General features: G+C 60.8%; 20 protein-coding genes. 7 read left to right on the forward strand and 13 right to left on the reverse strand.

What is annotated here, in order from left to right; translation table 11 throughout:
• The first annotated feature begins 37 nt into the window (after positions 1 to 37).
• From JTJ32_RS15310 to JTJ32_RS15320, 3 genes are read left to right on the forward strand one after another with little or no spacing between them, the layout of a single operon-like run.
• Entirely contained in the window at positions 38 to 1,156 is a 1,119-nt protein-coding gene (locus JTJ32_RS15310) for an efflux RND transporter periplasmic adaptor subunit (RefSeq protein ID WP_099229328.1), read from the forward strand.
• Entirely contained in the window at positions 1,153 to 2,223 is a 1,071-nt protein-coding gene (locus JTJ32_RS15315) for an efflux RND transporter periplasmic adaptor subunit (protein WP_099229329.1), read from the forward strand. The genes JTJ32_RS15310 and JTJ32_RS15315 overlap by 4 nt, the downstream gene beginning before the upstream one ends.
• Complete coding sequence (locus JTJ32_RS15320) at positions 2,220 to 5,324, forward strand: efflux RND transporter permease subunit (protein ID WP_210042552.1); 3,105 nt, start codon at positions 2,220 to 2,222, stop codon at positions 5,322 to 5,324. The genes JTJ32_RS15315 and JTJ32_RS15320 overlap by 4 nt, the downstream gene beginning before the upstream one ends.
• Positions 5,325 to 5,468: 144 nt before the next feature.
• Here the strand turns inward: JTJ32_RS15320 and JTJ32_RS15325 are convergent, their stop codons facing one another.
• The 12 genes from JTJ32_RS15325 to JTJ32_RS15380 all read right to left on the reverse strand — a co-directional run bounded on the left by JTJ32_RS15325 (position 5,469) and on the right by JTJ32_RS15380 (position 17,936).
• Positions 5,469 to 6,095, reverse strand: a complete 627-nt coding sequence (locus JTJ32_RS15325; RefSeq protein WP_210042554.1) for a class I SAM-dependent methyltransferase — start codon at positions 6,093 to 6,095, stop codon at positions 5,469 to 5,471.
• Positions 6,096 to 6,140: 45 nt separating this feature from the next.
• Positions 6,141 to 6,785, reverse strand: coding sequence for a methionine ABC transporter permease (locus JTJ32_RS15330; protein WP_099229332.1), 645 nt, complete (start codon positions 6,783 to 6,785; stop codon positions 6,141 to 6,143).
• A complete protein-coding gene (locus JTJ32_RS15335; RefSeq protein WP_210042556.1) occupies positions 6,775 to 7,896 on the reverse strand; it encodes a methionine ABC transporter ATP-binding protein in 1,122 nt (373 codons plus the stop codon). The genes JTJ32_RS15330 and JTJ32_RS15335 overlap by 11 nt, the downstream gene beginning before the upstream one ends.
• A complete protein-coding gene (locus JTJ32_RS15340; protein ID WP_099229334.1) occupies positions 7,893 to 8,681 on the reverse strand; it encodes a MetQ/NlpA family ABC transporter substrate-binding protein in 789 nt (262 codons plus the stop codon). The genes JTJ32_RS15335 and JTJ32_RS15340 overlap by 4 nt, the downstream gene beginning before the upstream one ends.
• Before the next feature lie 301 nt (positions 8,682 to 8,982).
• Entirely contained in the window at positions 8,983 to 10,359 is a 1,377-nt protein-coding gene (locus tag JTJ32_RS15345; RefSeq protein ID WP_210042558.1) for an LLM class flavin-dependent oxidoreductase, read from the reverse strand.
• Positions 10,359 to 11,564, reverse strand: a complete 1,206-nt coding sequence (locus JTJ32_RS15350) for an SfnB family sulfur acquisition oxidoreductase (protein WP_099229336.1) — start codon at positions 11,562 to 11,564, stop codon at positions 10,359 to 10,361. Before JTJ32_RS15350 ends, JTJ32_RS15345 begins: the two co-directional genes overlap by 1 nt.
• A gap of 25 nt (positions 11,565 to 11,589) precedes the next feature.
• Positions 11,590 to 12,762 (reverse strand): SfnB family sulfur acquisition oxidoreductase, encoded by a 1,173-nt coding sequence (locus JTJ32_RS15355; protein ID WP_371682165.1) that lies wholly within the window; start codon positions 12,760 to 12,762, stop codon positions 11,590 to 11,592.
• Between the two features lie 456 nt (positions 12,763 to 13,218).
• The gene (locus JTJ32_RS15360) at positions 13,219 to 13,947 is read right to left on the reverse strand and encodes a hypothetical protein (protein ID WP_210042560.1); all 729 of its coding nucleotides are present in this window, start codon (positions 13,945 to 13,947) and stop codon (positions 13,219 to 13,221) included.
• A 570-nt stretch (positions 13,948 to 14,517) separates the two neighbouring features.
• Positions 14,518 to 15,261, reverse strand: a complete 744-nt coding sequence (tcyN, locus tag JTJ32_RS15365) for an L-cystine ABC transporter ATP-binding protein TcyN (protein WP_099229338.1) — start codon at positions 15,259 to 15,261, stop codon at positions 14,518 to 14,520.
• A gap of 3 nt (positions 15,262 to 15,264) precedes the next feature.
• Complete coding sequence (gene tcyL, locus JTJ32_RS15370) at positions 15,265 to 15,933, reverse strand: cystine ABC transporter permease (RefSeq protein ID WP_025993625.1); 669 nt, start codon at positions 15,931 to 15,933, stop codon at positions 15,265 to 15,267.
• On the reverse strand, positions 15,930 to 16,730 hold the full coding sequence (gene tcyJ, locus JTJ32_RS15375; RefSeq protein ID WP_099229339.1) for a cystine ABC transporter substrate-binding protein: 801 nt from the start codon (positions 16,728 to 16,730) through the stop codon (positions 15,930 to 15,932). Before tcyJ ends, tcyL begins: the two co-directional genes overlap by 4 nt.
• A 207-nt stretch (positions 16,731 to 16,937) precedes the next feature.
• Positions 16,938 to 17,936: a D-cysteine desulfhydrase gene (locus JTJ32_RS15380; RefSeq protein WP_210042562.1), complete on the reverse strand. Its 999-nt coding sequence runs from the start codon at positions 17,934 to 17,936 to the stop codon at positions 16,938 to 16,940.
• A gap of 212 nt (positions 17,937 to 18,148) precedes the next feature.
• Between JTJ32_RS15380 and epsC the strand changes: the two genes are divergently transcribed.
• Complete coding sequence (gene epsC, locus JTJ32_RS15385; RefSeq protein WP_099229341.1) at positions 18,149 to 19,102, forward strand: serine O-acetyltransferase EpsC; 954 nt, start codon at positions 18,149 to 18,151, stop codon at positions 19,100 to 19,102.
• Between the two features lie 303 nt (positions 19,103 to 19,405).
• Positions 19,406 to 21,361: a choline transporter BetT gene (betT, locus tag JTJ32_RS15390; protein ID WP_161627598.1), complete on the forward strand. Its 1,956-nt coding sequence runs from the start codon at positions 19,406 to 19,408 to the stop codon at positions 21,359 to 21,361.
• A 261-nt stretch (positions 21,362 to 21,622) separates the two neighbouring features.
• On the opposite strand, the gene JTJ32_RS15395 is transcribed toward betT, so the two are convergent.
• Positions 21,623 to 22,669 (reverse strand): LacI family DNA-binding transcriptional regulator, encoded by a 1,047-nt coding sequence (locus tag JTJ32_RS15395; protein ID WP_210042564.1) that lies wholly within the window; start codon positions 22,667 to 22,669, stop codon positions 21,623 to 21,625.
• A gap of 218 nt (positions 22,670 to 22,887) precedes the next feature.
• Between JTJ32_RS15395 and JTJ32_RS15400 the strand changes: the two genes are divergently transcribed.
• Both JTJ32_RS15400 and JTJ32_RS15405 read left to right on the forward strand, forming a co-directional pair.
• Positions 22,888 to 25,155: a TonB-dependent receptor gene (locus JTJ32_RS15400; protein WP_236059323.1), complete on the forward strand. Its 2,268-nt coding sequence runs from the start codon at positions 22,888 to 22,890 to the stop codon at positions 25,153 to 25,155.
• A 29-nt stretch (positions 25,156 to 25,184) separates the two neighbouring features.
• The gene (locus JTJ32_RS15405) at positions 25,185 to 26,510 is read left to right on the forward strand and encodes an LLM class flavin-dependent oxidoreductase (RefSeq protein ID WP_210042566.1); all 1,326 of its coding nucleotides are present in this window, start codon (positions 25,185 to 25,187) and stop codon (positions 26,508 to 26,510) included.
• Positions 26,511 to 26,697: the final 187 nt, after the last annotated feature.

Consider the following 26,697-nt stretch of genomic DNA (forward strand, 5'->3'; position numbering starts at 1 on the left):
CTACGCTTGCACCCTGGCATCCGCAAAAGGAGTCTGCATGCCTGCCCGTCCTTCAAGTTTGTTTACGCTCGGCCTTGCCGCTGCCATGGCGGTACTGGCCGGCTGTGGCGAGGAAAAACCGGCGGCGCCCGATTTGCCCCGGGTGTACGTGCAGCCGGTTAAAACGGCTGAGTTCGCCGCCAGTGTTGCGTTGACGGGCGATATTCAGGCACGGGTGCAAACGCAGCTGTCGTTCCGGGTCAACGGCAAGATCATCCAGCGCAGTGTGGATGTAGGGGATCGGGTAACGCCCAGGCAGGTGCTGGCGCGGCTCGACCCCAAGGATCTGCAGATCAATGTCGACTCGGCGCAGGCGTCGGTCGCGGCCGAGCAGGCACGTGTCAGCCAGACCCGTGCCGCCTTTGTCCGCCAGCAGAAGTTGCTGCCCAAGGGTTATACCAGTCAGAGCGAATACGATTCTGCGCAGGCCGCGCTGCGTGGCAGCGAAAGTTCGCTGAAAGCCGCCCAGGCGCAACTGGCCAACGCCCGTGAGCAGCTGAGTTACACCGCACTGGTCGCCGACGTGTCGGGTGTGATCACAGCCCGTCAGGCCGAAGTCGGGCAGGTCGTGCAAGCCACGGTGCCTATCTTCGATCTGGCGCGTGATGGCGAGCGCGATGCGGTATTCAACGTCTACGAGTCCCTGTTCGTGCAGCCACCGGGTGACGAGCCGGTCCAGGTGACTCTGCTCGACAACCCGGCGATCAAGGTCAGCGGCAAGGTGCGTGAGGTCACGCCAGCGGTGTCGGCGCAAACCGGCACCCTGCAGGTCAAGATCGCGCTCGACCCGCTGCCTGAGGGCATGGACCTGGGGTCGGTGGTCAGTGTTGCCTTGAGCAAACCGGCCAATGCCAGCGTCGAGCTGCCGTGGTCGGCGCTCACCAAAGACCTTGGCGAGCACCTTGGCAAACCTGCCGTATGGGTCGTTGACGAGCAGGGTAAGGCCAATCTGCGCCGCGTCACGGTTGCGCGTTACCTGACCTCCCACGTCATCATCAGTGACGGCCTCAAGGCGGGAGAGAAGGTGGTCACCGCAGGAGGGCAGTTGCTGCACCCGGACATGCAGGTGGAAATCGCCGATCAATCCCGGCCGCAGAATGCCAAGGTGCAGCCATGAAGCGTCTATCGTGCGTCGTATTGAGTGGCTTGCTACTGGCGGGTTGTGGCAAGGATGAAACCCCGCCAGAGCCTGTACGTCCGGTGGTGTTCGTCGAAGCCAAGCCTGAGTCGATGGAGGATTTCGGGCGCTTTGCGGGCAATATCGAAGCGCGCTACCAAAGCGTGCTGGGCTTTCGCGTGCCGGGCCGCATTGCCAGTCGTCACGTGGACGTGGGCAGTGAAGTGAAAAAGGGCGATCTGCTCGCCACGCTCGATCCCACCGATCAGCAGAACAATGTGCGTGGCCGTCAAGGTGATCTGGCCAATGTTCAGGCGCAGTGGATCAACGCGCAGGCCAATGCCCGTCGCCAACAGGCGTTGTTCGACCGTGGTGTCGGTGCGCAGGCGCAGCTGGACATCGCGCTGACCAACCTGAAAACCGCTCAGTCATCGCTGGATCAGGCCAAGGCTGCCGAGCAGCAGGCCCGTGATCAACTGAGCTACAGCGAGCTGCGCAGCGATCACGATGCGGTGGTCACCGAATGGAAAGTCGAAGCCGGGCAGGTCGTCACGGCCGGTCAGGAAGTGGTCACGCTGGCGCGTCCGGATATCAAGGAAGCGGTGATCGACATGCCTGCCCAACTGGCTGACCAGTTGCCTGCCGATGTGGTGTACACCGTCGCAAGCCAGCTTGATCCGGACGTGAACACCACCGCGACGCTGCGTGAAATCGAACCGCAACCGGACCGCTCGACCCGCACGCGTCGGGCGCGCTTTTCGCTGACCGAAACGCCGCCTGCGCTGCGCCTGGGAACGGCGATCAGTGTGACCCTCAGCTCGGCCATCGCCCCGCGCATCCGCCTGCCGCTCAACGCCTTGCAGGACGTCGATGGCAAACGCCAGATCTGGGTCATCGATCCGCAGAGCCAGACCGTCAACCCGAGAGTCGTCAATATTGTGAGCCAGGACGACAGCAGTTTTCTGCTGGCCAGCGGCGTGAGCGCCGGAGAAAAAGTGATCAGTGCGGGCGTCAACAGCCTCAAGCCGGGGCAGAAAGTCAAAGTCGATGAGGAAAGCCCGCAATGAAAGGGAATTTCAATCTGTCCGAGTGGGCGCTCAAGCATCAGTCGTTCGTCTGGTACCTGATGTTCGTCGCGCTGTTGATGGGCGTTTTTTCCTACATGAAGCTGGGGCGCGAGGAAGATCCTTCGTTCACCATCAAGACCATGGTCATCCAGACCCGCTGGCCGGGCGCGACGGTGGACGAAACGCTGGAACAGGTGACTGACCGCATCGAGAAAAAACTCGAAGAGCTGGACTCCCTGGACTATGTGAAAAGCTACACCCGGCCGGGCGAGTCGACGGTCATGGTTTTCCTGCGCGACACCACCAGCGCCAAGGCGATACCGGAGATCTGGTATCAGGTGCGCAAGAAGATCGACGACATTCGCGGGCAATTTCCTCAAGGGCTGCAGGGGCCTGCGTTCAATGATGAATTCGGCGACGTGTACGGGTCCATCTACGCCTTTACGGCGGACGGGTTCTCGATGCGGCAGTTGCGCGATTACGTCGAAAAGGTTCGCGTCGATATCCGTTCAGTCGAAGGGCTGGGCAAGGTCGAAATGGTCGGCCAGCAGGACGAAGTGATTTACCTGAATTTCTCGACCCGCAAACTGGCGGCGCTCGGGCTGGATCAGCGGCAGGTCGTGCAAAGCCTGCAATCGCAGAACGCCGTGACACCTGCGGGCGTGATCGAAGCCGGGCCGGAGCGGATTTCCGTTCGCACCTCGGGACAGTTCGCGTCCGAGAAGGATCTGGCAGCCGTCAACCTGCGGCTCAATGATCGCTTCTACCGTCTGAGCGATATCGCTGACATCAGCCGTGGCTACACCGACCCGCCCAAGCCGCTGTTCCGTTACAACGGCAAGCCCGCCATTGGCCTTGCGATTGCCATGAAGAAGGGCGGCAACATTCAGGCATTCGGCAAGGCGCTGCATGAACGCATGGACGCCACGACCGCTGAACTGCCGGTCGGCGTTGGCGTGCACAAGGTATCGGATCAGGCCGAAGTGGTGGACAAGGCGGTGGGCGGTTTCACCAGCGCCCTGTTCGAAGCGGTGATCATCGTGATGGTCGTCAGCTTCATCAGCCTTGGCGTGCGCGCCGGTCTTGTGGTGGCGTGCTCCATTCCGCTGGTGCTGGCGATGGTGTTCGTGTTCATGGAATACAGCGGCATTACCATGCAGCGGATTTCCCTCGGAGCGCTGATCATCGCCCTCGGTCTGTTGGTGGACGACGCGATGATCACGGTCGAGATGATGGTCACACGGCTGGAAATGGGCGAGACCAAGGAGCAGGCCGCGACCTATGCCTACACCTCGACGGCTTTCCCGATGCTGACCGGCACGCTGGTCACGGTGGCAGGCTTCGTGCCGATTGGCCTGAACAACAGTTCGGCGGGGGAATACACCTTCACGCTGTTTGCAGTGATCGCGGTGGCGATGCTGGTGTCCTGGCTGGTGGCCGTGCTGTTTGCGCCGGTGATCGGGATTCATATCCTGAGCAGCAACGTCAAACCCAAATCCGAAGAGCCGGGCCGCGTCGGTCGTGCCTTCAACAGCAGCATGGTCTGGGCCATGCGTCATCGCTGGCTGGCGATTGGCATCACACTGGCTCTTTTCGCTGCGTCGCTGTTCTCGATGCAGTTTGTGCAGAGTCAGTTCTTCCCGTCATCCGACCGGCCTGAGATTCTGGTCGATCTGAACCTGCCGCAGAATGCGTCGGTCAACGAGACGCGCAAGGTGGTTGATCGCTTCGAGGCAAGCCTCAAGGACGATCCGGACATTGAGCGCTGGAGCACCTACATTGGCCAGGGCGCATTGCGTTTTTACCTGCCGCTGGACCAGCAACTGGAAAACCCGTTCTACGCCCAGCTGGTGATTGTCAGCAAAGGTCTGGAAGAGCGTGGCGCATTGACGGCGCGTCTGCAGAAACGTTTGCGTGATGATTTCGTCGGCATCGGCTCCTATGTGCAGCCGCTGGAAATGGGGCCTCCGGTTGGACGTCCCTTGCAGTACCGCGTCAGCGGCGAGGACGTCGACAAGGTGCGTCAGCACGCCATCGAACTGGCCACGTTGCTGGATCAAAACGCCCATGTGGGCGAGGTGATCTACGACTGGAACGAGCCGGGCAAGGTGTTGCGCATCGACATCAATCAGGACAAGGCGCGGCAGTTGGGGTTGTCTTCCGAAGATGTCGCCAACCTGATGAACAGCGTGGTCAGCGGTTCTGCCGTGACTCAGGTGCGCGACGATATCTACCTGATCAACGTGGTCGGTCGCGCCGAAGACGCCGAGCGCGGCACGCCGGAAACCCTGCAAAACCTGCAGATCGTCACGCCGAGCGGCGCGTCCATTCCGTTGCTGGCGTTTGCGACCGTGGGCTATGAGCTTGAACAGCCGCTGGTGTGGCGTCGCGATCGCAAGCCGACCATCACCGTGAAAGGTGCCGTGCGCGACGAGATTCAGCCAACGGACCTGGTCAAGCAGTTGAAGCCCGAGATCGATAAATTCGCCGCCGGCCTGCCGGTGGGCTACAAGGTGGCGACCGGCGGCACGGTGGAAGAAAGCAGCAAGGCCCAAGGCCCGATTGCGAGCGTGGTGCCGTTGATGCTGTTTCTGATGGCGACCTTCCTGATGATTCAGCTGCACAGCGTGCAGAAGATGTTCCTGGTTGCGAGTGTCGCGCCGCTGGGCCTGATCGGTGTTGTGTTGGCACTGATCCCGACCGGCACGCCGCTGGGATTTGTGGCAATTCTGGGCGTGCTGGCGCTGATCGGCATCATCATCCGCAACTCAGTGATTCTGGTGACCCAGATCGACGCCTACGAGCGCAGCGGGTATCTGCCGTGGGATGCGGTGGTTGAAGCCACCGAGCATCGACGTCGGCCGATTTTGCTGACGGCTGCGGCGGCAAGTCTGGGCATGATCCCGATTGCGCGGGAAGTGTTCTGGGGACCGATGGCCTACGCCATGATCGGCGGCATCATCATTGCGACGCTGCTGACACTGTTGTTCCTGCCTGCGCTGTATGTGGCCTGGTACCGGATCAAGGAACCAACCGATGAACAGCGGCGCGAGGCGGATGAGAAGAAGGATCAGGAGGGCGAACTGGCGACAGGGCACTGATTGAGCTGCGCGTCGGCTGTGGAGTCGGACGCGCAGCGTACTGGGCGGCATTCCAACGCGTGGGAGCGATCAGTTGGCTGATTGTCGTCGTGCCTCACGTTCCGCGCTCATCGTATACAAGTCCCCTTCACATTCCGGACAGGCTTATACCCTGCGCCAGACGCTCGCCAGCCATGGCTGTTGCTCTCGCGGCAGTCCGGCGGGGCGGTAATAGTGTTCCAGTTCGACGAACCCGGCCTCGGTCAGCAAGGCGCGCCATGATTCCAGATCGTGGTAGGTGCCGTAGCGTTCCCCGTTCCAGCCTTCCTGGTTCTGCCCGCGCGGGTTGGAGCTGAACAGCACGCCGCCCGGCTTGAGCGTGGCGTGGAGCTGCAGCAGCACGCGGGGCAGTTCCTGACGCGGCACGTGGAACAGTACGGCGTTGGCGAAGATGCCGTCGAAGCGTGCGGGCGGCAGGTCGAGTTCGAGGAAGTTTTGCTGCAACACCTCGCAGCCGGTCTCTGTTCGGGCCATCTCGGCGAAGCGCTCGGAGCCGTCCAGCCCGACCGCGACATGACCCATCGCGGTGAAGGCCTTCAGGTCACGCCCCGGCCCGCAGCCGAAGTCCAGAATCTGCCAAGGCGTCGGCCCTTCGATATGGCGCAGCAGCGCGTCGATGTTCTGGCTGACGTCATGGTCCCGCGTGCCTTCGCGAAAGTCTTCGGCGACGCGGTTGTAGTTATCCAGCGTGGTCGTGGTGATCTGGTCGAGGGTCTGGGGATCGAGTTTCATCAAAGGCGGTCCGGTCCGGGAAGGCGGCTAATATACCCCGGACCGTCAGCGCTTGTTGAAGCGCCGCGCCAACCGGTCGCCACCCAGTTGCACGAATGCCACTACCGCCACCAGCAGCACGATCACCGTCAGCATCACTTGTGTGTCGAAACGCTGGTAGCCATAGCGGTAGGCGATATCGCCCAGGCCGCCCGCGCCGATGGCTCCGGCCATGGCCGAGGAGTTGATCATGGTCACCAGCGTGATTGTGAAACCGCCAATGATTCCAGGCAGCGCTTCGGGGAGCAGCACGTGCCAGATGATGTGGCGGCGTCGGCAGCCCATGGCTTGTGCGGCTTCGATCAGGCCATGGTCGACTTCCCGCAGGCTGACCTCGGCGATGCGCGCAAAGAACGGCGTGGCGGCGATGGTCAGTGGGACGATGGCTGCCCATACACCATAGGTGGTGCCGACGATCAGCCGGGTGAACGGAATCAGCGCCACCATCAGAATCAGAAACGGGATCGAGCGGAACAGGTTCACGAACGCGCCCAGCACCCGGTTGATCGCAGGCGCTTCATAAATCCCGCCTCTGGAACTGGTGACTAGAATCACCGCCAGCGGAATCCCCAGCAGCAGCGCGATCAGCGAAGACACGCCCACCATCAGGAAAGTGTCGATGGTCCCTTGCAGTAAGCGATCAAACCCCATAACCCAATACCTCCACGCGCGGTGCCTGTCTGCGGGCTCGCGCCAACAATTCTTCCCGGTTGTACGGTGATCCGGCGACCGAAAGAATCAAGTGTCCGATGGCTCTATCCTGAATGCGCTCGACGCCGCCCTGCAGCAGTTGCACCTTGCCGCCCAGCGCCGCGAACAGCGCCGCCAGATCAGGCTCCTGGCCACTGACGCCTGTGAACTGCACGTCGAGCAAAACAGTCGCGTCGGGCTGTTGCGGCTCTGCGGTCAGGCGCTCGGCCCATTCTGTCGGCAGCCCGGGCTGCAGCGGTGCCAGCAGGGTTTTGCTGACCTCGTGCTGCGGGTCGCCGAATACCTGCCAGACCGGGCCTTGCTCGACAACCTGGCCTTTTTCCAGCACCACGACGCGGTGGCAGATATCCCGAATGACCGCCATCTCGTGAGTGATGAGCACGATGGTCAGGCCCAGGCGCTGATTGATCTCGCGCAGCAGGCCGAGAATCGATTGCGTGGTTTCCGGGTCCAGCGCCGAGGTGGCTTCGTCGCAGAGCAGGATCGCCGGGTCGTGGACCAGTGCGCGGGCAATGCCCACACGTTGTTTCTGGCCGCCGGACAACTGCGCCGGGTAGGCCTTGTGTTTGTCCTGCAGGCCGACCAGCTCCAGCAGTTGAGCGACCTTGCGCTGGCGCTGCTCCCTGGGTACGCCTGCAACCTTCAGCGGCAGCTCGACGTTCTGCCAAACGGTCTTGGCTGACATCAGGTTGAAGTGCTGGAAGATCATGCCGATGCGACGGCGCAGCTCGACCAGCTTGTCTTCATTGAAATCCCCGATGTCGATCTGATCGATCAGCACCCGGCCGCTGCTGGGTTGTTCCAGACGGTTGATGGTGCGGATCAGCGACGACTTGCCCGCGCCACTGCGGCCGATGATGCCGAAGATTTCGCCGCGCTGGATTGCCAGATCGATGTTGCCCAACGCCTCCACCGGACCTTGTCGGCCCTGATAGGTCTTGCCCAGGTTGATGAAGCGCACGTGGGCATGGTTCAGGTCCAGGTGCAGCTCGGTCTGTCGCGCCGCAGGTTTGACGTCCGGCGTCCATTGTCGCTGAGCGATGGCGGTCATTCTTTCCACCCTACCTGGTAGAGCTTGCCGTTGACCTTGTCCAGCGCGGCCCGGACCACCGGCGAGTGCTGATAGATGTCGACGAATTTCGCCAGACGCGGATCGTCCTTGCGCTCGGGCTTGATCACGAACTGGATGACGTATTCGGGGTGATCCATGCCGTCGAACAGAATCGCCGAATCGGCCGGGAAGGTCTTGGCCAGGCGGATGTAGGCCGGGTAGCCCTGCACCAGGTCGGCGTCGTCGTAGGCGCGCACCAGTTGCACGGCTTCGACCTGGATGAGCTTGAGTTTTTTCGGGTTGGCGGTGATGTCGTCTTCGGTCGCCTTGTAGCCGACACCTTGCTTGAGTGTGATCAGCCCGGCCTTGGCCAGCAATTGCAGGCCACGCCCGCTGTTGATCGGGTCGTTGGCGATGGCCACGGTTGCGCCGCTCGGTAGCTCGTCGAAGCTTTTGTACTTTTTCGAATACAGCCCCACGTTGTTGATGATGCCTGGCGCATACGGCACCAGGCCGAAACCTGCGGCTTCGTTGGCGTTGGTCAGGAACGGAATGTGCTGAAAGTAGTTCACGTCGATGTCGCCCGCCGCGAGGGTGACGTTGGGCGCGATCCAGTCGGTGAACTCGACCAGCTCGACCTCAAGGCCCTGTTTGCCGGCTTCCTCCACGGCCGCTTCAAGCGGAATGGCGAAGGCTGCGGTAGTGCCAACCTTCAGCGGCGCATCGGCGGCGTGAGCGGTCAGGGTCAACAGGCCGAGGGCCAGGGCTGCTAGGGTTTTGGTCATGGTGCATTCCGTTGAAATGACGGGTTATTGAGGTCATTGAATTCTTGCGGGAGCGAGCTCGGGAGAGGGCCGATACAGACGCTAGAGGTGTAGCGTTTGACGCATGGCCATCGCGAGCAAGCTCGCTCCTACGGGTTGTGGCTATTTGGTACAGCTTTCATTCCTCCCAGGTTTTTGCAGGATCGACTGAACAAATGCGATTTCTTGTGGGAGGCGGCTTGCCGGCGAGGCGGTTTGTCAGGCGCCACATCAGTGACTGAACCGACCCTGTCGCCGGCAAGCCGCCTCCCAGAGGCTGTGGCTATTCGGCATAACCGGTGTTGCCCTGCCGATACCCGGCGCCTGCATGCTGCGGCGGCAGGCGGTCGGTGCCTTGGGGAAACAGTTTCCTGCGCAGGCTGCCGTCTTCATAAGCGGTCTTGTACGACCCGCGACGTTGCAGCTCGGGGATGACCAGATCGATGAAATCCTCATAGCTTTCCGGGGTAACGATGCGGGTCAGGTTGAAGCCGTCCAGACCGGTTTCGGCGATCCACGATTCCAGCTCGTCGGCGACCTGATCAGGCGAGCCTATGACCGTGATGTAGCGGCCACCCAGCGCGTGCTGGTCGAGCAGTTTCTGGCGGGTCCAGTCGTTGTTCTTCAGGTTTTTGGTCGCCGACTGAATGGCGTTGTTCTTCACATACTGGATCGGCTCGTCCAGTTCGTACTGCGCAAAATCGATCCCGGTGGACGCTGCGAAGTGGGCAACGCCCGCCTCGGCGCTGGCATGGCGACGGTACTCGGCGTGCTTTTCCTGCGCCAATGCCTCGGTCGCGGCAACAATCACGTTCAGCCCCATGAACACTTTGATGTCGTCCGGGTTGCGCCCGGCCTGCACGGCGCTGGCACGCACCTTGTCCACCTGCTCGCGGGTCGAGGCCTTGTTCTGGCCGCTGATGAACACGCACTCGGCGTTCTCCCCGGCGAACTGCAAACCCCGCTCCGAACTGCCGGCCTGAAACAGCACCGGCGTGCGCTGTGGCGAAGGTTCACAGAGGTGATAACCCTCTACCTGATAAAACTCGCCCTGGTGCCATACCTTGTGAACCTTGCCCGGCTGGGCATAGACGCGCTGTTCGCGATCATTGATGACTGCATCGTCCTCCCAACTGCCTTCCCAGAGTTTGTACAACACCTGCAGGTATTCATCGGCCTGATCGTAGCGTCGGTCGTGCTCGACCTGCTCGTTCAGGCCCATGGCACGTGCGGCGCTGTCGAGATAGCCGGTGACAATATTCCAGCCGACCCGGCCACGGCTCAGGTGATCGAGCGTCGACATACGACGGGCAAACAGGTACGGCGCATCGTAGGTCAGGTTGGCGGTCAGGCCGAAACCCAGATGCTTCGTGACGCCCGCCATGGCTGAAACCAGCAGCAGCGGGTCGTTGACCGGCAACTGAATCGCCTCCTTGAGCGTGACGTCCACCGAGTTCTGGTAGATGTCATACACCCCCACGATGTCAGCAATGAACAGCCCGTCGAACAGGCCGCGCTCCAGCAACTTCGCCAGATCGGTCCAGTATTCCAGGCTGTTGAACTGCGTGGACGTGTCACGCGGGTGGGTCCACAAGCCGTGATTGATATGCCCGATGCAGTTCATGTTGAAGGCGTTGAGCAGGATCTTCTTGCGCGCCATCAGATCGTCCCTCGCAACGGAGGGTGGGTGTCATTGAGGTAGTAATTGCCGATGGCGTGAAATTTCCAGCGCACCGGGTCGTGCAGCGTGTGCACCCGAGCGTTGCGCCAGTGGCGATCCAGGCCGTGCTCGGCGAGCGTCGACTGACTGCCGGCAAGTTCGAACAGCGTGCTGCCCGCCGCCAGGGAAATCTCGGTGCTGATGGCGCGTGCTTCGGCCACCGCGATGGAGGCGGCGGCCACGGTGTCGGCGTTGCTGTCGGCCTGGGCGATGTCCAGGTATTCACCCGCGCGCTCGAGCAATGCCTCGGCCGCGTGCAGACGAATGCTCAGCCTGCCGAAGCTGTGCAGCGTCAACGGGTCGTCCACGGCCTTGTCGATGCCTGAGTCGATCCATGGCCGGGTACGTGTGCGGACGAAGGTCAGCGCATCCTCGAAGGCTGCGCGGGCGATGCCGGTGTCGATGGCCGCGTGAAGAATCTGCGCCAGCGGACCCAGCGTGGTCGGTCGCTCGAAAGCGCTCTGGAAGGGCACCACATCGTCTGGATCGACGTAAACGTTGTTGAACACCACCGAGCCGCTGCCTGTGGTGCGCTGGCCGAAGCCGCTCCAGTCGTCGATGACGGTCAGACCTGCGCTGTCATGCGGCACGAACGCCAGTTGCTGAATGCCGTTGTCGTCGATCACCGAGGTCGGAATGCGCTGTGCGTAAAGCGCGCCGGTGGCGTAGAACTTGCGGCCGTTGATGCGATAGCCGTTACCCTCCTGCTTCAGGCGTGTGGTGCGGTCGTGGGCGGTTTTGGTGCCCAGTTCGGCCAGCGCGTTCCCGAAGCGCTGACCTGCCAGTGCTTCGGCGTACAAGCGTTTCTGCTGCTGCGGGCTGCCGTTCACGCGCAACACTTCAAGGGCATAGAAATGGTTTTGCGGAATCTGTCCCAGTGAACCATCGGCTTCGGAGATCAGCGCGATGACCCTGGCCAGGGTCACCGATGACACACCCGCACCGCCGAAGGCCTTTGGCACGCTGATGCCCCAGAGTCCGGACTGACTGAACAGCTCCAGTTCGGCATGTGGCAAGCGTCGCTCGCGGTCGCGTACGGCGCTTTCGGTCTTGAAGTGGTTGGCCAGTTCGCGGGCGATGTGCAGAGCCTGGACGTCACTGGTGATCAGCGCTGCGTGGTCGCGCGCCTGTGGATTGAAACTCATGAAAGGTGTGCTCCAGTGGTCTGGTTCAGATCCAGGAATGGCGGGCGGGCAGGGTGCCGTTCAAATGCCAGGTACCGACGGCGTGGTATTTCCAGCGCACCGGGTCGTGAAGGGTGTGGACCCGAGCGTTTCGCCAGTGCCGGTCAAGATTGAATTCGGCGAGGGTGGCGCGACTGCCGGCCAGCTCGAACAGTTTTTCACTGGCGAGCAACGAGATTTCGGTGGTCAACACTTTTGCGCGCGCGACGGCGATGGAGGCGCGGGCGGCCGACTGTTCGTCGACAGGCGCTTCACTGACGTCATCCAGCACCTGAGCGGCCTTGCGCAGCAGCGCCTCGGCGGCGTGCAGGTCGAGTTTCAGTTTGCCGATGTCGGCGATCACGTAAAGGTCATCGCTGGCGCGCTCGACCTTGGCGTCGATCCACGGCCGGGAACGATCCCTGACAAAGGCGATGGCGTCGTCGATGGCACCGCGTGCGATGCCCGCATCAATGGCGGCCTGAATCAGTTGGGAGACCGCCCCCTGAATGTTGGGTGTCAACGACAGACGCCAGTTGGCAACCACGTGGCCGGCCTCGACCGGTACGTTGTCCAGCAGTACCGTGCCACTGGCAGTGGTGCGTTGGCCAAAGCCCGACCAGTCATCGACGATGCGCAGCCCCGGCGAGCCGCGTTTGACGAAGGCCATGACCTGGCGGCCTTCCTCGTCCAGCGCCTTGACCGCGACCCAGTGCGCGAACAGCGCGCCGGTGGAGTAGAACTTCTGCCCGCTGATCACGAAATGATCACCGTGAGGGGTGATCCGCGCCTTGAGGTCCAGGGTATTTTTGGTTCCACGCTCCGGCCCTGCATTGCCGATGCGCCAACCGTCCAGCACGCTTTGGAACAGTACTTTTTTCTGCTGCTCGGTGGCGGCGCCCTGCAGCAGGTTGAGGATGCCGAACTGGTTCTGCGGGATTTGCCCGAGTGCCGGATCGGCAGTGGAGATAATCCTGAATACTTCGGCAATCGTCACGAAGGAAACTTGCGGACCGCCGTAGATGCGCGGGATGGAAATGCTGCCCAGCCCGCTGCGAGTGAACTGCTCGATTTCAGGCCAGGGCAACAGACGTTCCTGATCGCGCCTGGCGGCCTGCACGCGAGCCGCCGCAGCCAGTTCATGGGCTGCTGCAATGGCGTCTGCGTCGTTTCGCAGCACGTTGGCAGGCGACAGGTGAGGGGCGACGTCGGGCTCTTGTGGAGCCTTGATCGCCCTGGTGTTATCCACAGGGTTGGTTGTGAAAGTGACCATCGAAACCTCGTAGCGGTAGGCCGCAAGCGCTGCGGCTGAAAACATCACGATGTCCGGTGGTCCGGTGTATATACCCTAAGCGTGTATTAAATTTTTTAAAACGTTCTTTTTGGAATAAGCATAGATTGGCAGTGAGCGGTCGCAGGCTCAGGCCTGTCGTCATTCAAATAAGCACTGTCGTCGCTTATGTGTTCGAAATGATTTATGCACGGCTCAGGGGGCATCAGCACCGCTTGAGCGATAAGTCTGAATTAATGGAGTCGGTGTTAATTAATTATATTAAGTGGTGGCACGCCAATCGCGCTGCGATGATTGATTAATGAGTTCCTTTCGTTGCGTCAGGTTTACCGGCAGGCTGTCCGGTTATTGCGGCAACCTGACATTCAATGCCGGGATTTTTATTTCACGTGGCGGTGCCCACAGCGAGTTGTTCCCGACTCTGTCGATGATGCAATACGTCACCTCAAGTTGCTGTTCACCGGCCTCCATGATCAGGTCCGCAGGCACGACCAGATCGATGGGTTCGCCGATATCTTCCTGCGTAAGGGGCGGCAGGTCCATACGCAGATCCCCCAGGCGGACCGTGATCTCGTCGTGTGCCGCCATGTTCAGGTAGGGCTCGATGGCCATCGGCAACCCGCCATCCAGATGTCGCTGGGTGAGGCCGCGACGCAGTACTGAAGGGGCTACGTAAAGCGGCGCCAGCCCCTGATTCTCTTCAGTGTTGGGGCTGAGCAGGCGTCCGCCGGGCGGGTTGAGCTTGACCCACAGCTTGCGGCAGGTCGATGTAATCGGTGTTCCACCCACTTTCATGACTCGGTAGTAAGTACGTGCCTTGCCGTTCTGTAGAAAGCTTTCTGGCACGCGTAGGACGATAGCGGTCCCGGTGTCGGACGCCGTTAGAATTTTCGACGCAACGTAACAGCCGTCCCAGAACAGCTCTATCAGATCGCCTTCATCCATGCCGTCATACGGATCGATGTGGACCGTCAGGCTGGAGGCTGTCCTGACACCGATGCCATGTCGGCAGGCCTGCGGAACAGAAGGGGCTGACAGCTTTACGAGGCTGTTTTTGCACAAGGTCTGGTTCATGTCGGGTACTCCTGAAAACAAGGATTCAAGTAAAAAATCGTCACGACTTTTCATGTTTGGCTAAAATGATGTTCAAAACAGGCGGATTGATAAGTACCGCAAATTTCCAAGGTGTGGCAAACATTACAAAGTGTCGAAATTGGCGGCTTGAAGTTTGTAGTGTTATCAATGGCCTGTTTCAGGCGAGCTAATTAGCTTTGCGTGTTCATGTCAATATACGGCCACTGTCAAGTAGGTCTTTTCTGAAAAATTAGATGCTTCCTACAAGCAATATTTGGAACTGTTTACTTGGCGAACATCAACTGTCCTACTACAAAAAAATTTGATTAAGAATGCCGGGGTCGGCCTGAAATTTTCTTGCAGGGTGGGGGCATGAAGGATTGGCGGCTGGCAGAAAAGGCCCGTATCAATGTGACAGAACGTCGTTTGGACAAATTCAAAATCTGAATGGGTTTTCGAGGGCAGATGGTTCGAGTCAATGAAGATATTGATCAATGATTTTTTTTTGAAATGTAAAACGCAAAAAGGCAGCACGTGTGAGGTGCTGCCTTTGGGAAGAGCGCTGTAGGATCAGGCCCTTGTGCGCTCCAGAAATTGCCTCGTACGCTCCTGCGTCGGGTTGGCAAAAAGCGCTTTTGCGTCGCCCTGTTCGACGATCACACCTTTGTCGATGAAGATCACCCGGTTGGCGACATCACGCGCAAAACTCATCTCGTGAGTGACGATCACCATGGTGCGCTTTTCTTCGGCCAGGGCGCGGATGGTGGTCAGCACTTCACCCACCAGTTCCGGGTCCAGCGCCGAGGTCGGCTCGTCGAACAGAATCACTTGCGGTTCCATCGCCAGCGCACGGGCAATCGCCACGCGCTGTTGCTGGCCGCCTGAGAGTCTGCGGGGGTAGGCATCTTCCTTGCCTGCCAGGCCGACCTTGGCCAATAGCTTTCTGCCCAGCGCCAGCGCGCTTTCACGCTCAACCTTCTTGACCACCACCGGGCCTTCAATGACGTTCTCCAGCGCGGTGCGGTGTGGAAACAGATTGAAGTTCTGGAACACGAACCCGACCTGCTGGCGCAGCTGGCGGATGAGGCCCTGCTGCTGGCTGACGGGACGGCTGCCATCGATGGTGATGTCTGCGACAGTGATACTGCCGCTGGTTGGTGTCTCCAGCAGATTCAGGCAACGCAGCAAGGTGGTCTTGCCCGAGCCGCTAGGCCCGATGATGGCCACGACTTCGCCGGCTTCGACACGCAGGTCGATGCCCTTGAGCACCTGATTGCCCTTGAATTCCTTGGTGAGTTTTTCAACCACGATCATGCGTCAGGACTCCAGATCATGCCGGTTGACCCGCGCTTCGAGCTTGTTTTGCAAGTGCGAAAGCACCGTGGCAAGGATCCAGTAGATCAGTGCGGCGGCCAGGTACATGGTGAAAATTTCGAAGGTGCGCGCGGTGATCAACTGCGCCTGGCGGAACAGCTCCGGCACCTGGATGGTGGCGGCCAGCGCGGTGTCCTTGACCAGCGAGATGAAGCTGTTGCCCAGCGGCGGCAAAGCCGTGCGCGCAGCCTGCGGCAGAATGGCCCGGCGCAGGGTCTGCCAGCGGGTCATGCCGATACTGGCGGCCGCTTCCCACTGTCCACGCTCCACCGCGCCGATGGCCGCACGCAGGATCTCGCAGGCATAGGCACCCATGTTCAGCGAGAAACCGATCAACGCAGCCGTCAGAGGATCCAGTTCGATGCCCAGTTCCGGCAGGCCGTAATAGATCATGAACAGCTGCACCAGCAGCGGCGTACCGCGGAAGAATGACACGTAGATGCGCGCAATCCAGCTCAGCAGCTTGAAGCTGGACAGACGCATCAGGGCCAGGCCAAAGCCCAGCACCAGTCCGAAGAACATCCCGCCCAGGCTGAGGATAACGGTGTAATAAGCGCCCTTGAGCAGAAAGGGCGCGGAGTCCAGCGCGAGCTTAAGGCTCTCTTCGATCATTTTGTCACGTCAGCGTTGAAGTACTTTTGCGACAGCTTGGCCAAGGTGCCGTCGGCACGCAGTTTGTCGATGGCCTTGTTGATGGCCTCGAGCAGTTCCGGCTCGCCCTTGCGCAGTGCGATGCCCGATTCCTGACGGGAGAAGGGTTCGCCGGTCACCGCCAGGGTGTCCTTGGTCTTGGCAACCAGTTCCAGTGCGGCCAGGCGATCAACCAGAATCGCGTCGATACGGCCTACGCGCAGATCCTGATACTTGGTCGGATCATCGTCATAGGTCTTGACGATGGCGGTCGGCACATTGGCCTTGAGCCATTGCTCATAATTGGTGCCCAGACCCACGCCGACTTTCTTGCCGCTCAAGTCTTGTGCGGTCTTGATGCTGTCCTTGGTCTTTTCCTTGTTGATCAGCGCCTGAATACCGGAAATGGTGTAGGGCTCGGAAAAGTCATACTTCTTCTTGCGCTCATCGGAGATGGTGACCTGATTGACCACCACGTCCAGACGTTTGGATTCCAGCGAGGCCAGAATGCCATCCCATTTGGTCGGCTGGATCTTCGCCTTGACGCCCAGCTCCTTGGCCAGCGCCTCGGAGAACTCGACTTCAAAGCCGGTCAACTTGCCATTCTCGTCCACGAAACTGAACGGCGGATAAGTGCCTTCCAGGCCCACATTCAGGGTGCCGCTATCCTTGATTTTCTGCAGTTGCTCGCCAGCGATGGCGTGTCCAGCAATACCGGTGCCGAGCATCAGGCTCAGTGCCGAGAAAAGAAACGTGCGACGAATAGCGGAAATGTTCATGCGAGCCTCTTGTTTTGTGTGAAGTGTCGGACCGGTTTCAGGCCTGACGGACGCGTCCGGGTGCTGGGAATTCAGCTTTTTTCAGTGGGTTACGCTACAGGTGGGGGCCTGCCGGGCGCCACTATAAGGCCATCCAGTTATGAACAAAAATAACTAAAAGGGCGCTTGTCTTTCATTTCGGGCATAACCCGACCCCGGTCCGCAGAATCAGCTGGAAAATACGTCCGGGTAAGCGAACAGCGCAGGAGCACCGCCAGTGTGCAGGAAAATCAGCGGCCCATCGTTGAATCGCTGACGTCCGATACCGTCCAGCAACCCTGCCATCGCCTTGCCGGTGTAAACCGGGTCAAGCAACAGACCTTCGTGACCCGCAACAAGTTTGATCGCCGAGAGCGTGCCGGCATTCGGTTCGCCGTAGCGCGGTGCGAAATACTCGTCCCACAGCTCGACTTTGAAACACTGCGGCATCGGAATTTCCAGCAACTCTGCAGTACGCTCGGCCAGACCCTGAACCTTGGGGAACTGGGCCTCTTCACTGCGCGAAACGGTCACGCCAATGACCGGCAGATCCGGCAATTCACTGGCCAGCGCCAGCGCGAGACCGCTGTGGGTCCCGGCGCTGCCAGAGGCCAGAACCACGGCAGCGAAGTCGATGCCGGTCTGTTTGATCTGCTCGACCAGTTCCAGCCCGGCGCGGACATAACCCAGCGCGCCGACCGGACTCGAGCCGCCGATAGGCACGAGATAAGGCTTCTTGCCATTGCTGCGCAGACGAGCCGCCAGTGCGTGCAGTTGTTCGTCGGCGTTATCGAGGTTCTCGACCAGCTCGACCTTGGCGTCGAATAGCTCCAGCAGCAGACGGTTGCCGTTGTGCAGGTAGTTGCTGTCATCGGTGCCGATGGGATTTTCCAGCAGGGCCACGCAGCCCAGACCCAGACGCGCTGCCAGCGCAGCGGTCTGTCGTACATGGTTTGACTGAATGGCACCTGCGGTGATCAGGGTGTCGGCACCCTGCGCCAGCGCGTCGGCCGCCAGGTATTCGAGCTTGCGCACCTTGTTGCCGCCCAGCGCCAGTGTCGTGGTGTCATCACGTTTGACGTAGATGTCGCGGCCAGCCCAGATTGACAGGCGATCGAGCTTTTCAAGGGCGGTGGGCGCGCTGATCAAGTCCAGACGACTGAAGCGGGCAAGCTGATGTTTGATCATGGTAATAAGTGAGCCGTGTAGAGAGTCAGCGGACTGTAGTCTGCGGACTATAGGCAGACGTTTCCCACACGGCAACCTGTCGGTGTTTATGCTCCGCTCAGCCGATTCGTACAAAAATTGTTATTTTTTCCACTTGAATGTTTGCCGTAGAGTGGGCGCAGCAGCGCCCGATAACGTCGGGTCGCCACCGTCATGACCAAGGAGAGTTCAGCGTGAGCGATATTCCAGAAGCATCCGCCGACGGCCGTTCCAGCCATTGGCAGTTGCAGCGTATCGTCAGCCAGTTACGTGCGGCGCGTGAGGATTGGCGCACGCGCAACCGTCGCGTGAGTGGCGAGCATGGTGGTCGCGAGCTGCCGTCGCGTGCAGCGATGGGCGAGATTCTCGAGGCGCTGAGCGGCGCATTGTTTCCAATGCGGCTGGGTCCTGTTGATTTGCGTGAGGAAAGCGAGGATTTCTACGTCGGCCATACGCTGGACGTTGCGCTCAATGCGCTGCTGGCCCAGGCCCGGCTCGAGTTGCGTTACGTGGCGCATCAGCAAGGCAGGGAACTGGTCGGGATCGACGAGCATGCGCTGGTCCTGATCCAGGATTTTGCCACCGCACTGCCGGGCATTCGTCAGTTGCTCGACACGGATGTGCTGGCCGCCTATCACGGTGACCCGGCAGCACGCAGTGTCGATGAGGTGCTGCTGTGCTATCCGGGTATTCTGGCGGTGATTCACCACCGCCTTGCCCACCATCTGTACCGCGCAGGCCTGCCGCTGCTGGCGCGCATCAGCTCTGAACTGGCGCACTCGGCCACCGGCATCGACATTCACCCTGGCGCGCAGATCGGCCCGAGCTTCTTCATCGACCACGGCACAGGTGTTGTCATCGGCGAAACCGCCATCATCGGCGAGCGGGTACGGATCTATCAGGCCGTCACGCTGGGCGCCAAGCGCTTCCCGGCGGACGAAGACGGCCAGTTGCAGAAGGGCCACGCGCGTCACCCGATCGTGGAAGACGACGTGGTGATCTACGCCGGTGCGACCATTCTGGGGCGCATCACGATTGGTCAGGGCTCGACCATCGGCGGCAACGTCTGGCTGACCCGCAGCGTCCCGGCAGGCTGCAACCTGACCCAGGCCAACCTGCTGCAACAGGATGACGGGACGCAGAAGTAGTGTTTTGCAGTGCGCCCGATCGGATTGATGAGCGGGCGCATGCTCCGCCCCGCACCCGGGAACGAACCTTCTCCTGCACACGTCATACCCTGGTCTGAGCCAGCAATCACAGCCCCGCGATTCGTAATCACGGGGCCTTTCGTGTTTAAATTGAACGTTCATTCAAGTTAAACCGGTGGTTCGCTGCCCGCTCACAACAGGAGGCTAACCCTTGCCGTATGCGTTTTTTGTAGTGGTTTCAATCAGTCCGGAGGCATGCAGTCGATGAGTACTCCGAGTACGCAACCCAGCGGTACGGTCCGCATGAACGCCCCAGTGTTTTACTTCGCTGCGAGCTTTATCCTGATCTTCGGCGTGATCGTGATCGCTTTCCCGCAAGCCGCCGGTGCGTGGCTGCTGGCGGCACAGAACTGGGCGGCCAACACGGTCGGCTGGTACTACATGCTGGTCATGACGCTGTATCTGGTCTTCGTGGTGGTCACCGCCGTATCTGGCTACGGCAAGATCAAGCTCGGTGCCGACCACGACGAGCCCGAATTCAGTTACCTGTCCTGGGCCGGCATGCTCTTTGCGGCCGGGATCAGCATCACGCTGTTCTTTTTCTGCGTGTCAGAACCCCTGACTCACCTGCTGCAACCGCCGCAAGGCGAGGGCGGTACCACCGAGGCCGCACGGCAGGGCATGCAGCTGCTGTTTCTGCACTGGGGCCTGCATGGCTGGGGTGTATTTGCTTTTGTCGGCATGGCGCTGGCCTATTTCGCCTATCGCCATAACCTGCCGCTGGCGCTGCGTTCGGCGCTTTATCCGCTGATTGGCAAGCGTATTAATGGCCCCATCGGTTACGCGGTGGACGGCTTCGGCATCATCGCCACTATCTTCGGTCTGGGTGCCGACATGGGCTTCGGTGTTCTGCACCTCAATTCGGGCCTGGACTACCTGTTCGGTGTCGCGCACACCCACTGGATTCAGGTCGGTCTGATCACGCTGATGATGGGCGCGGCGATTCTGGTGGCCATTGCGGGCGTCGACAAGGGCGTGCGCCTGATGTCCGACATCAACATGCTGCTGGCCTGTGCGCTGCTGCTGTTCGTGCTGTTTGCCGGTCCGACTCAGCACTTGCTGAACACCCTGGTGCAGAACATCGGTGATTACCTCGGCGCATTGCCGACGAAGAGTTTCGACGTCTATGCCTACAACGAGCCGAGCGACTGGCTGGGCGGCTGGACGGTGTTCTACTGGGCGTGGTGGATTGCCTGGTCGCCGTTCGTGGGGCTGTTCATTGCGCGCATCTCGCGTGGCCGTACCATCCGCGAATTCGTATTCGGTGTATTGCTGATTCCACTGGGCTTCACCCTGGCCTGGATGTCGATCTTCGGCAACAGTGCCATCGATCAGGTGCTCAACCACGGCATGACCGCGCTGGGCCAGTCCGCCATCGACGACCCTTCGATGACGCTGTACCTGCTGCTGGAAACCTACCCGTGGAGCAAGACGGTGATTGCCGTCACGGTGTTCATCAGTTTCGTATTCTTCGTGACCTCGGCCGACTCGGGCACCGTGGTGCTTTCGACCCTGTCGGCCAAGGGCGGCAACCCGGACGAGGATGGCCCGAAATGGCTGCGTGTCTTCTGGGGCGTGGCGACGGCGCTGATCACCAGCGGGCTGCTGTTCTCGGGCAGTATCGATGCGTTGAAATCAGCGGTGGTACTGACCTCCCTGCCGTTCTCGCTGATCCTGCTGCTGATGATGTGGGGGCTGCACAAAGCGTTCTTTATGGAGTCCCAGCGCCAGATTGCGCAGCTTTACTCGCTGGCTCCGGTGTCGGGTTCGCGACGGGGCGGCTGGCGTCAGCGTCTGAGTCAGGCCGTGCATTATCCGTCCCGAGACGAGGTGTACCGATTCCTCGACCAGACCGTTCGCCCGGCCATAGACGAGGTCACGGCAGTGTTTGTCGAGAAAGGCCTGAGCGTGGTCAACGTCCCCGACCCGTCCAATGACTCGGTGACCCTGGAAATCGGCCATGGTGAAGAACGTCCGTTCATCTATCAGGTGCAGATGAAAGGCTTCTTCACTCCGTCGTTTGCCCGAGGCGGCATGGGTTCCAAGCAATTGAACAACCGTCGTTACTACCGTGCCGAGGTACATTTGAGTGAAGGCAGCCAGGACTACGATCTGGTGGGTTACACCAAGGAACAGGTGATCAACGACGTGCTCGACCAGTACGAACGGCACATGCAGTTCCTGCATCTGGTGCGTTGATCGAGTGGGCCTTAATGGGGGGCGCAGCGTCATGGGCTGAATCCCCACCCGCCCCACCCGCGTTGGGACGATCGGATACGACCGCTGCCGACTGAACGCTTAACCCTGTGGGAGGCGGCTTGCCGGCGATGGAGTCGGCGCGGTGTGTCAGACGATCCGTGTCATCGTTCATCGCGGGCAAGCCCCCTCCCACAGGGCAAGTTTGTTCGCTGCAAGACTTGCTTAGAGCGATGAGCGCGCAACGTTGGGAGGATCATCGACTTAAGTGCTCTCCCGCTCCACCAGCTCGCATGCCAGCAGGTTCAGCCTCTGAATCTCTCCTTCGACGGGCAACACGCCCAGGCTCTCCAGCACGCGCTGCGCCGCCAGTACGCCGATCTGCAGGGCGGGTGGTTTGATGGTGGTCAGGCTGGGCATCATCATTTGTGCGAAGGCGTAATCCCCGAAGCCCATCACGGCGCAATCTCTGGGCGTTTGCAGGCCGATGCGCTGGCTGGTGAGCAGGCCGCCTGCTGCCAGATTGTCGTTGGCAAAGAAAATCGCATCAGGCTGAAGAGGCTGATTCATCAGCACATCCATCGCCTGCCTGCCCGCTTCAAACGGCGCAAGCCCCGCATCGGGCACGAACACCCTAGGCTTCAGGCCCAGCGTTTCAAGCGTTGCGACATAGCCGTCGCGGCGCTCCTGTGCGCTGAAGTCCCCAGCAATGCTGTTCTCCACGAAGGCAATGCGACGGTAGCCCTTGCCGTGCAGATACCGCGCGGCCGTGACGCCGACTTCATAGTGGGAAAAACCGATCTGGATCGGGCTGCGTTCAGGCTGATGGTCCCAGGTCTCGATCACCGGGATATCCGCCTGCTGGATCATCTTTTCCGTGGCGTCGCTGTGAAAGCGACTGGTCAGCACCAGTGCCGCCGGGGACCAGCCCAGAAAAGCGCGCACGGCGCTTTCTTCCTGCTCGACGGAGAAGTAACTGGAGGCCAGCAGCAACTGGAATCCGTGCCGACTCAGGGTGTCGCTGAAGCCCTGGATGGTGTTGGCGAAGATCGGCCCGGAGATGTTCGGGATCACCATCGCCACCACTCGGCTGCGCGCGGAGGCAAGTCCGCCTGCCACCAGATTGGGTACGTAGCCCAGCGCACCGACTGCCGTTGAAATGCGCTCGCGCAGTTCCGACGACACCTGCTCCGGCTGGTTGAAGTAGCGCGAAACGGTGATGGCCGACACGCCAGCCTGTTTGGCCACTGCATTGATCGTCACCCGGCCTGCGCCTCGGCGTTTACGTGTCGCGGGTGTTTGGTCAGCCATGCTCATGCGCTTCTTTTAAAATTAAAAAGCATATAAAACTAATTTTTCAGTATTGGACGATCTATCCGTCAGTTCCTGATACTGGCGATGTTAGCGCTAACAAAGATGGTTTGTCTGCTACTCGCCACCGCGAATGCCCGGACCCGGTTTAGTCGTAATCAAAGGCGTCAGTGCCCGAGGCACTGTCGGATCAGGGCATATTTCAGGCAGGCACGCAGATGCACACAGCACATGGGGATGGGGTCAAACATGCACGACTGGCGCAAGCCATCGATCAGGTTCACGCGGCGCGGGGGCGTCGTTGCGGCTGGTTGCTGATGGGGCTGACGACCTTGCCGATGGTTCCGGTCTTGGCGGCGGATACAGTAGAGCGGGCCAGCGACACACCGACACTTGAATCGGTCACCGTGACCGCCACGCGCCGTGAAGAATCGTTGCAGAAAGTACCGGTCGCCGTATCGGTGATTCAGGGCGAGCAACTGGAACGCGACAACCGCAACGGCGTCGCCAGTATCGTGCAGCAGGTCCCGTCGCTGAACTTCAGGACCGGCGCATCGAACAAAGATACTTCGCTCTTCGTGCGCGGCGTCGGCACCATCTCCACCTCGCCGGGCGTCGAGCCGACCGTGGCGACAGTCATCGACGGCGTGGTCTACGCCCGTCCCGGCCAGGCCACGCTCGATCTGCTGGATCTGGAGCGCATCGAAGTCCTGCGCGGCCCGCAAGGCACGCTGTTCGGCAAGAATGCGTCGGCCGGCGTGCTCAATGTCACCACCAAAGCGCCCACCGAAGAGACTCACGGCTACATCGATCAGTCCTACTACAGCGGCAACGAAAGTCGCACGCGTTTCGGCATCGGCGGCAGCCTCATCCCGGACACGCTAAAAGGCTCGATCACCACGTTGTTCGGCAGCTACGACGGCAACGTCGACAACGAACTCAACGGCCATGAGGTCAACGGCTACAACCGCAAGGGCGCGCGGGGCAAGCTGGAATTCACGCCCAACGATGACATCACCTTCACCCTCGCGGCAGACTACATGCAGTCTCATGACGACGCGCCCAACGGCGTGGTGACCAAGTCGCTCACACCGGCTTTCTCCAGCGCGCTGTCGCCAGTGCGTGCCGACAGCGACAACCGCAACGTGATCAGCGATTACCGCAGCCATGTCGAAGACACCAACAAAGGCCTGTCCGGTCAACTGGACTGGCAACTGGGTGACTACACCCTGACGTCGATCACCGCCTGGCGCGGCTGGGATAACACGCAGTATCAGGACGGCGACCGCCTCGGCACGATCACGGCCGCGTTCCCCGGCACCGAAGACAAGGGTGATCTGGCGTTCAACCAGTACTCGCAAGAGCTGCGCCTGGCCTCACCAAAAGGCCAGTTCATCGAATACGTCGGCGGTCTGTTCTACATGCACGGCAAGAGCGACGAGACCTACCAGCGCACGTTGATCACGCCGACGCGTCGTGATCAGGGTGTTGCCGATTACACCACCACCAGTGAAAGCTATTCGGTGTTCGGCGAAACCACGTTCAATTTCACCCCGGATTTCCGGGCGATTGCCGGGCTGCGCTGGACGCACGACGACCTTGAGTACGATCACCGCCGCGTCTCGACGTCGGCCACCACGGTCAGCGGCATTCAGCCGGCGACGAGCAGTTCCGGTTCGGTCAACGAAGAGGGTAAGTCCGGTCGTGTGGGCCTGCAATACGACCTGAGCGAAAGCGTGACCAGCTACATCACGTATTCGCGCGGCTACAAAGGCCCGGCCTACAACGTGTTCTTCAACATGCAGCCGCGCGATACCGAGGCCCTGAAACCCGAGACGTCCAACACCTGGGAAGTCGGCATCAAGGCCACCACCTGGAACAACCGCCTGACCACCAACCTGGCGGTGTTCCACAGCGATTACGACAACTACCAGGCCAACTTCTTCGACAGCGTTGCCGGGCAGGTCGTGACCCGGCTCATCAACGCGGGCAGCGTCAGCACCGAAGGTGTCGAGCTCGATTACGCCTTGCAGGCCACACGCAATCTGAAGTTCTCCGGCGCGCTGTCCTATACCCGGGCGCGCATCGATACCTTCGCCTGCCCGGCCGGTGCCGCCGCGTCCTGCAATGTCGACGGCAAGACCCTGCCGTACAGCCCGGACTGGAAGAGCTACGTCCGCGCCGATTACACCATCCCACTGGACAACGGCCTGGATATCGAGCTGGGCACCGATTACAGCTGGCAGAGCGAAGTGCAGTACGACATCAGCCAGAACCCGGACACCAAGCAGGGTGCCTACGGCATCTGGAACGCAAGCGTCGCACTGGCCGATTACAACAGCGGCTGGCGTGTAGCCGTGCTGGGCAAGAACCTGGCAGACAAGTCCTACTCACCGATGCTCGCCACCGGCGGCAGCTACGTGTATCGCTCGGTGCCGCGTGACGACGAGCGTTATTTCGGTGTGCAGGTACGCAAGGATTTCTAAGCGGGCGACCGCACTGAAAGGAGACAGGTATGAGCAAGACGGCTCGACAGATGAAACTGGGCGCTTTCCTGATGGCCACCGGGCACCACGTGGCGGCCTGGCGACACCCGGACGTGCCCGCTGATGCGGGGCTGGATTTCAAGCACTACCGGCATCTGGCGCAAGTGGCCGAGGCGGCGAAGTTCGATGCGCTGTTCGTGGCCGACAGTGTTGCTGCCGCCACGGGCGATATCGCCAGCCGAATGGCGCGCTCCGATCATTTCGAGCCACTGACGCTCCTGTCGGCGCTGAGCGCAGTGACCGATCACATCGGCCTGATCGCGACGGCGACCACGACCTACAACGAGCCTTACCACGTGGCGCGCAAGTTCGCTTCGCTCGATCATTTGTCTGGCGGGCGAGCAGGGTGGAATCTGGTGACGTCCGACGCGGCGGCCGAAGCGCAGAACTTCGGTCGCAGCGAACACGTCGGCCATGCCGAACGTTACAGCCGTGCCCGAGAGTTTCATCAGGTGGTGGCCGGGCTGTGGAACAGTTGGGCAGACGATGCCTTCACCCGTGACAAGGCCAGCGGTCAGTATTACGACCCGGCCAAGGTGCAGGTGCTGAATCATCAGGGCGAACACTTCAGCGTCAAAGGTCCGTTGAACGTGGCGCGCTCCCCGCAGGGGCAGCCGGTCATCGTGCAGGCGGGGTCATCGGAGGTCGGCCGCGATCTGGCGGCGCAGACCGCTGAGGTCGTGTTCACCGCGCAGACGTCACTGGCTGGCGCGCAAGCGTTTTATGCCGACATCAAGGGCCGTCTGGACGCGTATGGGCGCAGTGCCGATTCGCTGAAAATCATGCCGGGTGTGTTGATCGTGGTGGCCGAGACCGAAGCGCTGGCCAAGGAGAAGTTCGAATCGTTTCAGGACCTGGTGGAGCCTGAGGTTGGCGTTGCGCTGTTGGGGCGGATGCTGGGCAATTTCGATCTGTCCGGTTATCCACTGGACGGGCCGCTACCGGAGCTGCCACTGACCGACAGCGGCCAGCGCAGCCGTCAGAAACTGCTCACCGAACTGGCCGAACGGGAACACCTCAACCTTGCGCAACTGGGTCGTCGTATTGCCGGAGGGCGAGGGCATTACAGCCTGATCGGAACGCCTGAGCAGGTCGCTGATGAACTGCAGAGCTGGTTCGAGCAAGGCGCTGCGGACGGTTTCAACGTGCTGGTGCCGCATCTGCCCGGCGGACTTGAAGACGTTGCCCGCCTGCTGGTGCCCGAGTTGCAGCGTCGCGGCCTGTTCCGCACCGAATACGAAGGCACCACCTTGCGCGAAAACCTCGGCCTGCAGCGCCCGGCCGATGGGTTCTGATCGACACGTAACGTGCTGAGAGACTGATTTTTGTGGGAGGCGGCTTGCCGGCGACGCGTTTTCTGAAGCGACCTGGCGGTGACTGAACTGACGCCATCGCCGGCAAGCCGCCTCCCGTAGTCATGTATTCGGCCATTATTTTTCGATCGTCTCCACGCTGCGCGTGAGCACAATCATCGGTAAAGGA

The organism is Pseudomonas alliivorans, from assembly GCF_017826695.1.
GTDB lineage: Bacteria > Pseudomonadota > Gammaproteobacteria > Pseudomonadales > Pseudomonadaceae > Aquipseudomonas > Aquipseudomonas alliivorans.

Coding starts and splice junctions, on each gene's coding strand:
- JTJ32_RS15325 (WP_210042554.1), bottom strand. CDS start 6,095: ATGAAACTCGATCCCCAGACCCTCGACCAGATCACCACGACCACGCTG.
- JTJ32_RS15405 (WP_210042566.1), top strand. CDS start 25,185: ATGAGCAAGACGGCTCGACAGATGAAACTGGGCGCTTTCCTGATGGCC.
- tcyL (WP_025993625.1), bottom strand. CDS start 15,933: ATGATCGAAGAGAGCCTTAAGCTCGCGCTGGACTCCGCGCCCTTTCTG.
- JTJ32_RS15310 (WP_099229328.1), top strand. CDS start 38: ATGCCTGCCCGTCCTTCAAGTTTGTTTACGCTCGGCCTTGCCGCTGCC.
- JTJ32_RS15335 (WP_210042556.1), bottom strand. CDS start 7,896: ATGACCGCCATCGCTCAGCGACAATGGACGCCGGACGTCAAACCTGCG.
- JTJ32_RS15315 (WP_099229329.1), top strand. CDS start 1,153: ATGAAGCGTCTATCGTGCGTCGTATTGAGTGGCTTGCTACTGGCGGGT.
- JTJ32_RS15330 (WP_099229332.1), bottom strand. CDS start 6,785: ATGGGGTTTGATCGCTTACTGCAAGGGACCATCGACACTTTCCTGATG.
- JTJ32_RS15400 (WP_236059323.1), top strand. CDS start 22,888: ATGCACACAGCACATGGGGATGGGGTCAAACATGCACGACTGGCGCAA.
- JTJ32_RS15345 (WP_210042558.1), bottom strand. CDS start 10,359: ATGGCGCGCAAGAAGATCCTGCTCAACGCCTTCAACATGAACTGCATC.
- betT (WP_161627598.1), top strand. CDS start 19,406: ATGAACGCCCCAGTGTTTTACTTCGCTGCGAGCTTTATCCTGATCTTC.
- JTJ32_RS15320 (WP_210042552.1), top strand. CDS start 2,220: ATGAAAGGGAATTTCAATCTGTCCGAGTGGGCGCTCAAGCATCAGTCG.
- JTJ32_RS15395 (WP_210042564.1), bottom strand. CDS start 22,669: ATGGCTGACCAAACACCCGCGACACGTAAACGCCGAGGCGCAGGCCGG.
- tcyJ (WP_099229339.1), bottom strand. CDS start 16,730: ATGAACATTTCCGCTATTCGTCGCACGTTTCTTTTCTCGGCACTGAGC.
- JTJ32_RS15340 (WP_099229334.1), bottom strand. CDS start 8,681: ATGACCAAAACCCTAGCAGCCCTGGCCCTCGGCCTGTTGACCCTGACC.
- JTJ32_RS15360 (WP_210042560.1), bottom strand. CDS start 13,947: ATGAACCAGACCTTGTGCAAAAACAGCCTCGTAAAGCTGTCAGCCCCT.
- JTJ32_RS15350 (WP_099229336.1), bottom strand. CDS start 11,564: ATGAGTTTCAATCCACAGGCGCGCGACCACGCAGCGCTGATCACCAGT.
- tcyN (WP_099229338.1), bottom strand. CDS start 15,261: ATGATCGTGGTTGAAAAACTCACCAAGGAATTCAAGGGCAATCAGGTG.
- JTJ32_RS15380 (WP_210042562.1), bottom strand. CDS start 17,936: ATGATCAAACATCAGCTTGCCCGCTTCAGTCGTCTGGACTTGATCAGC.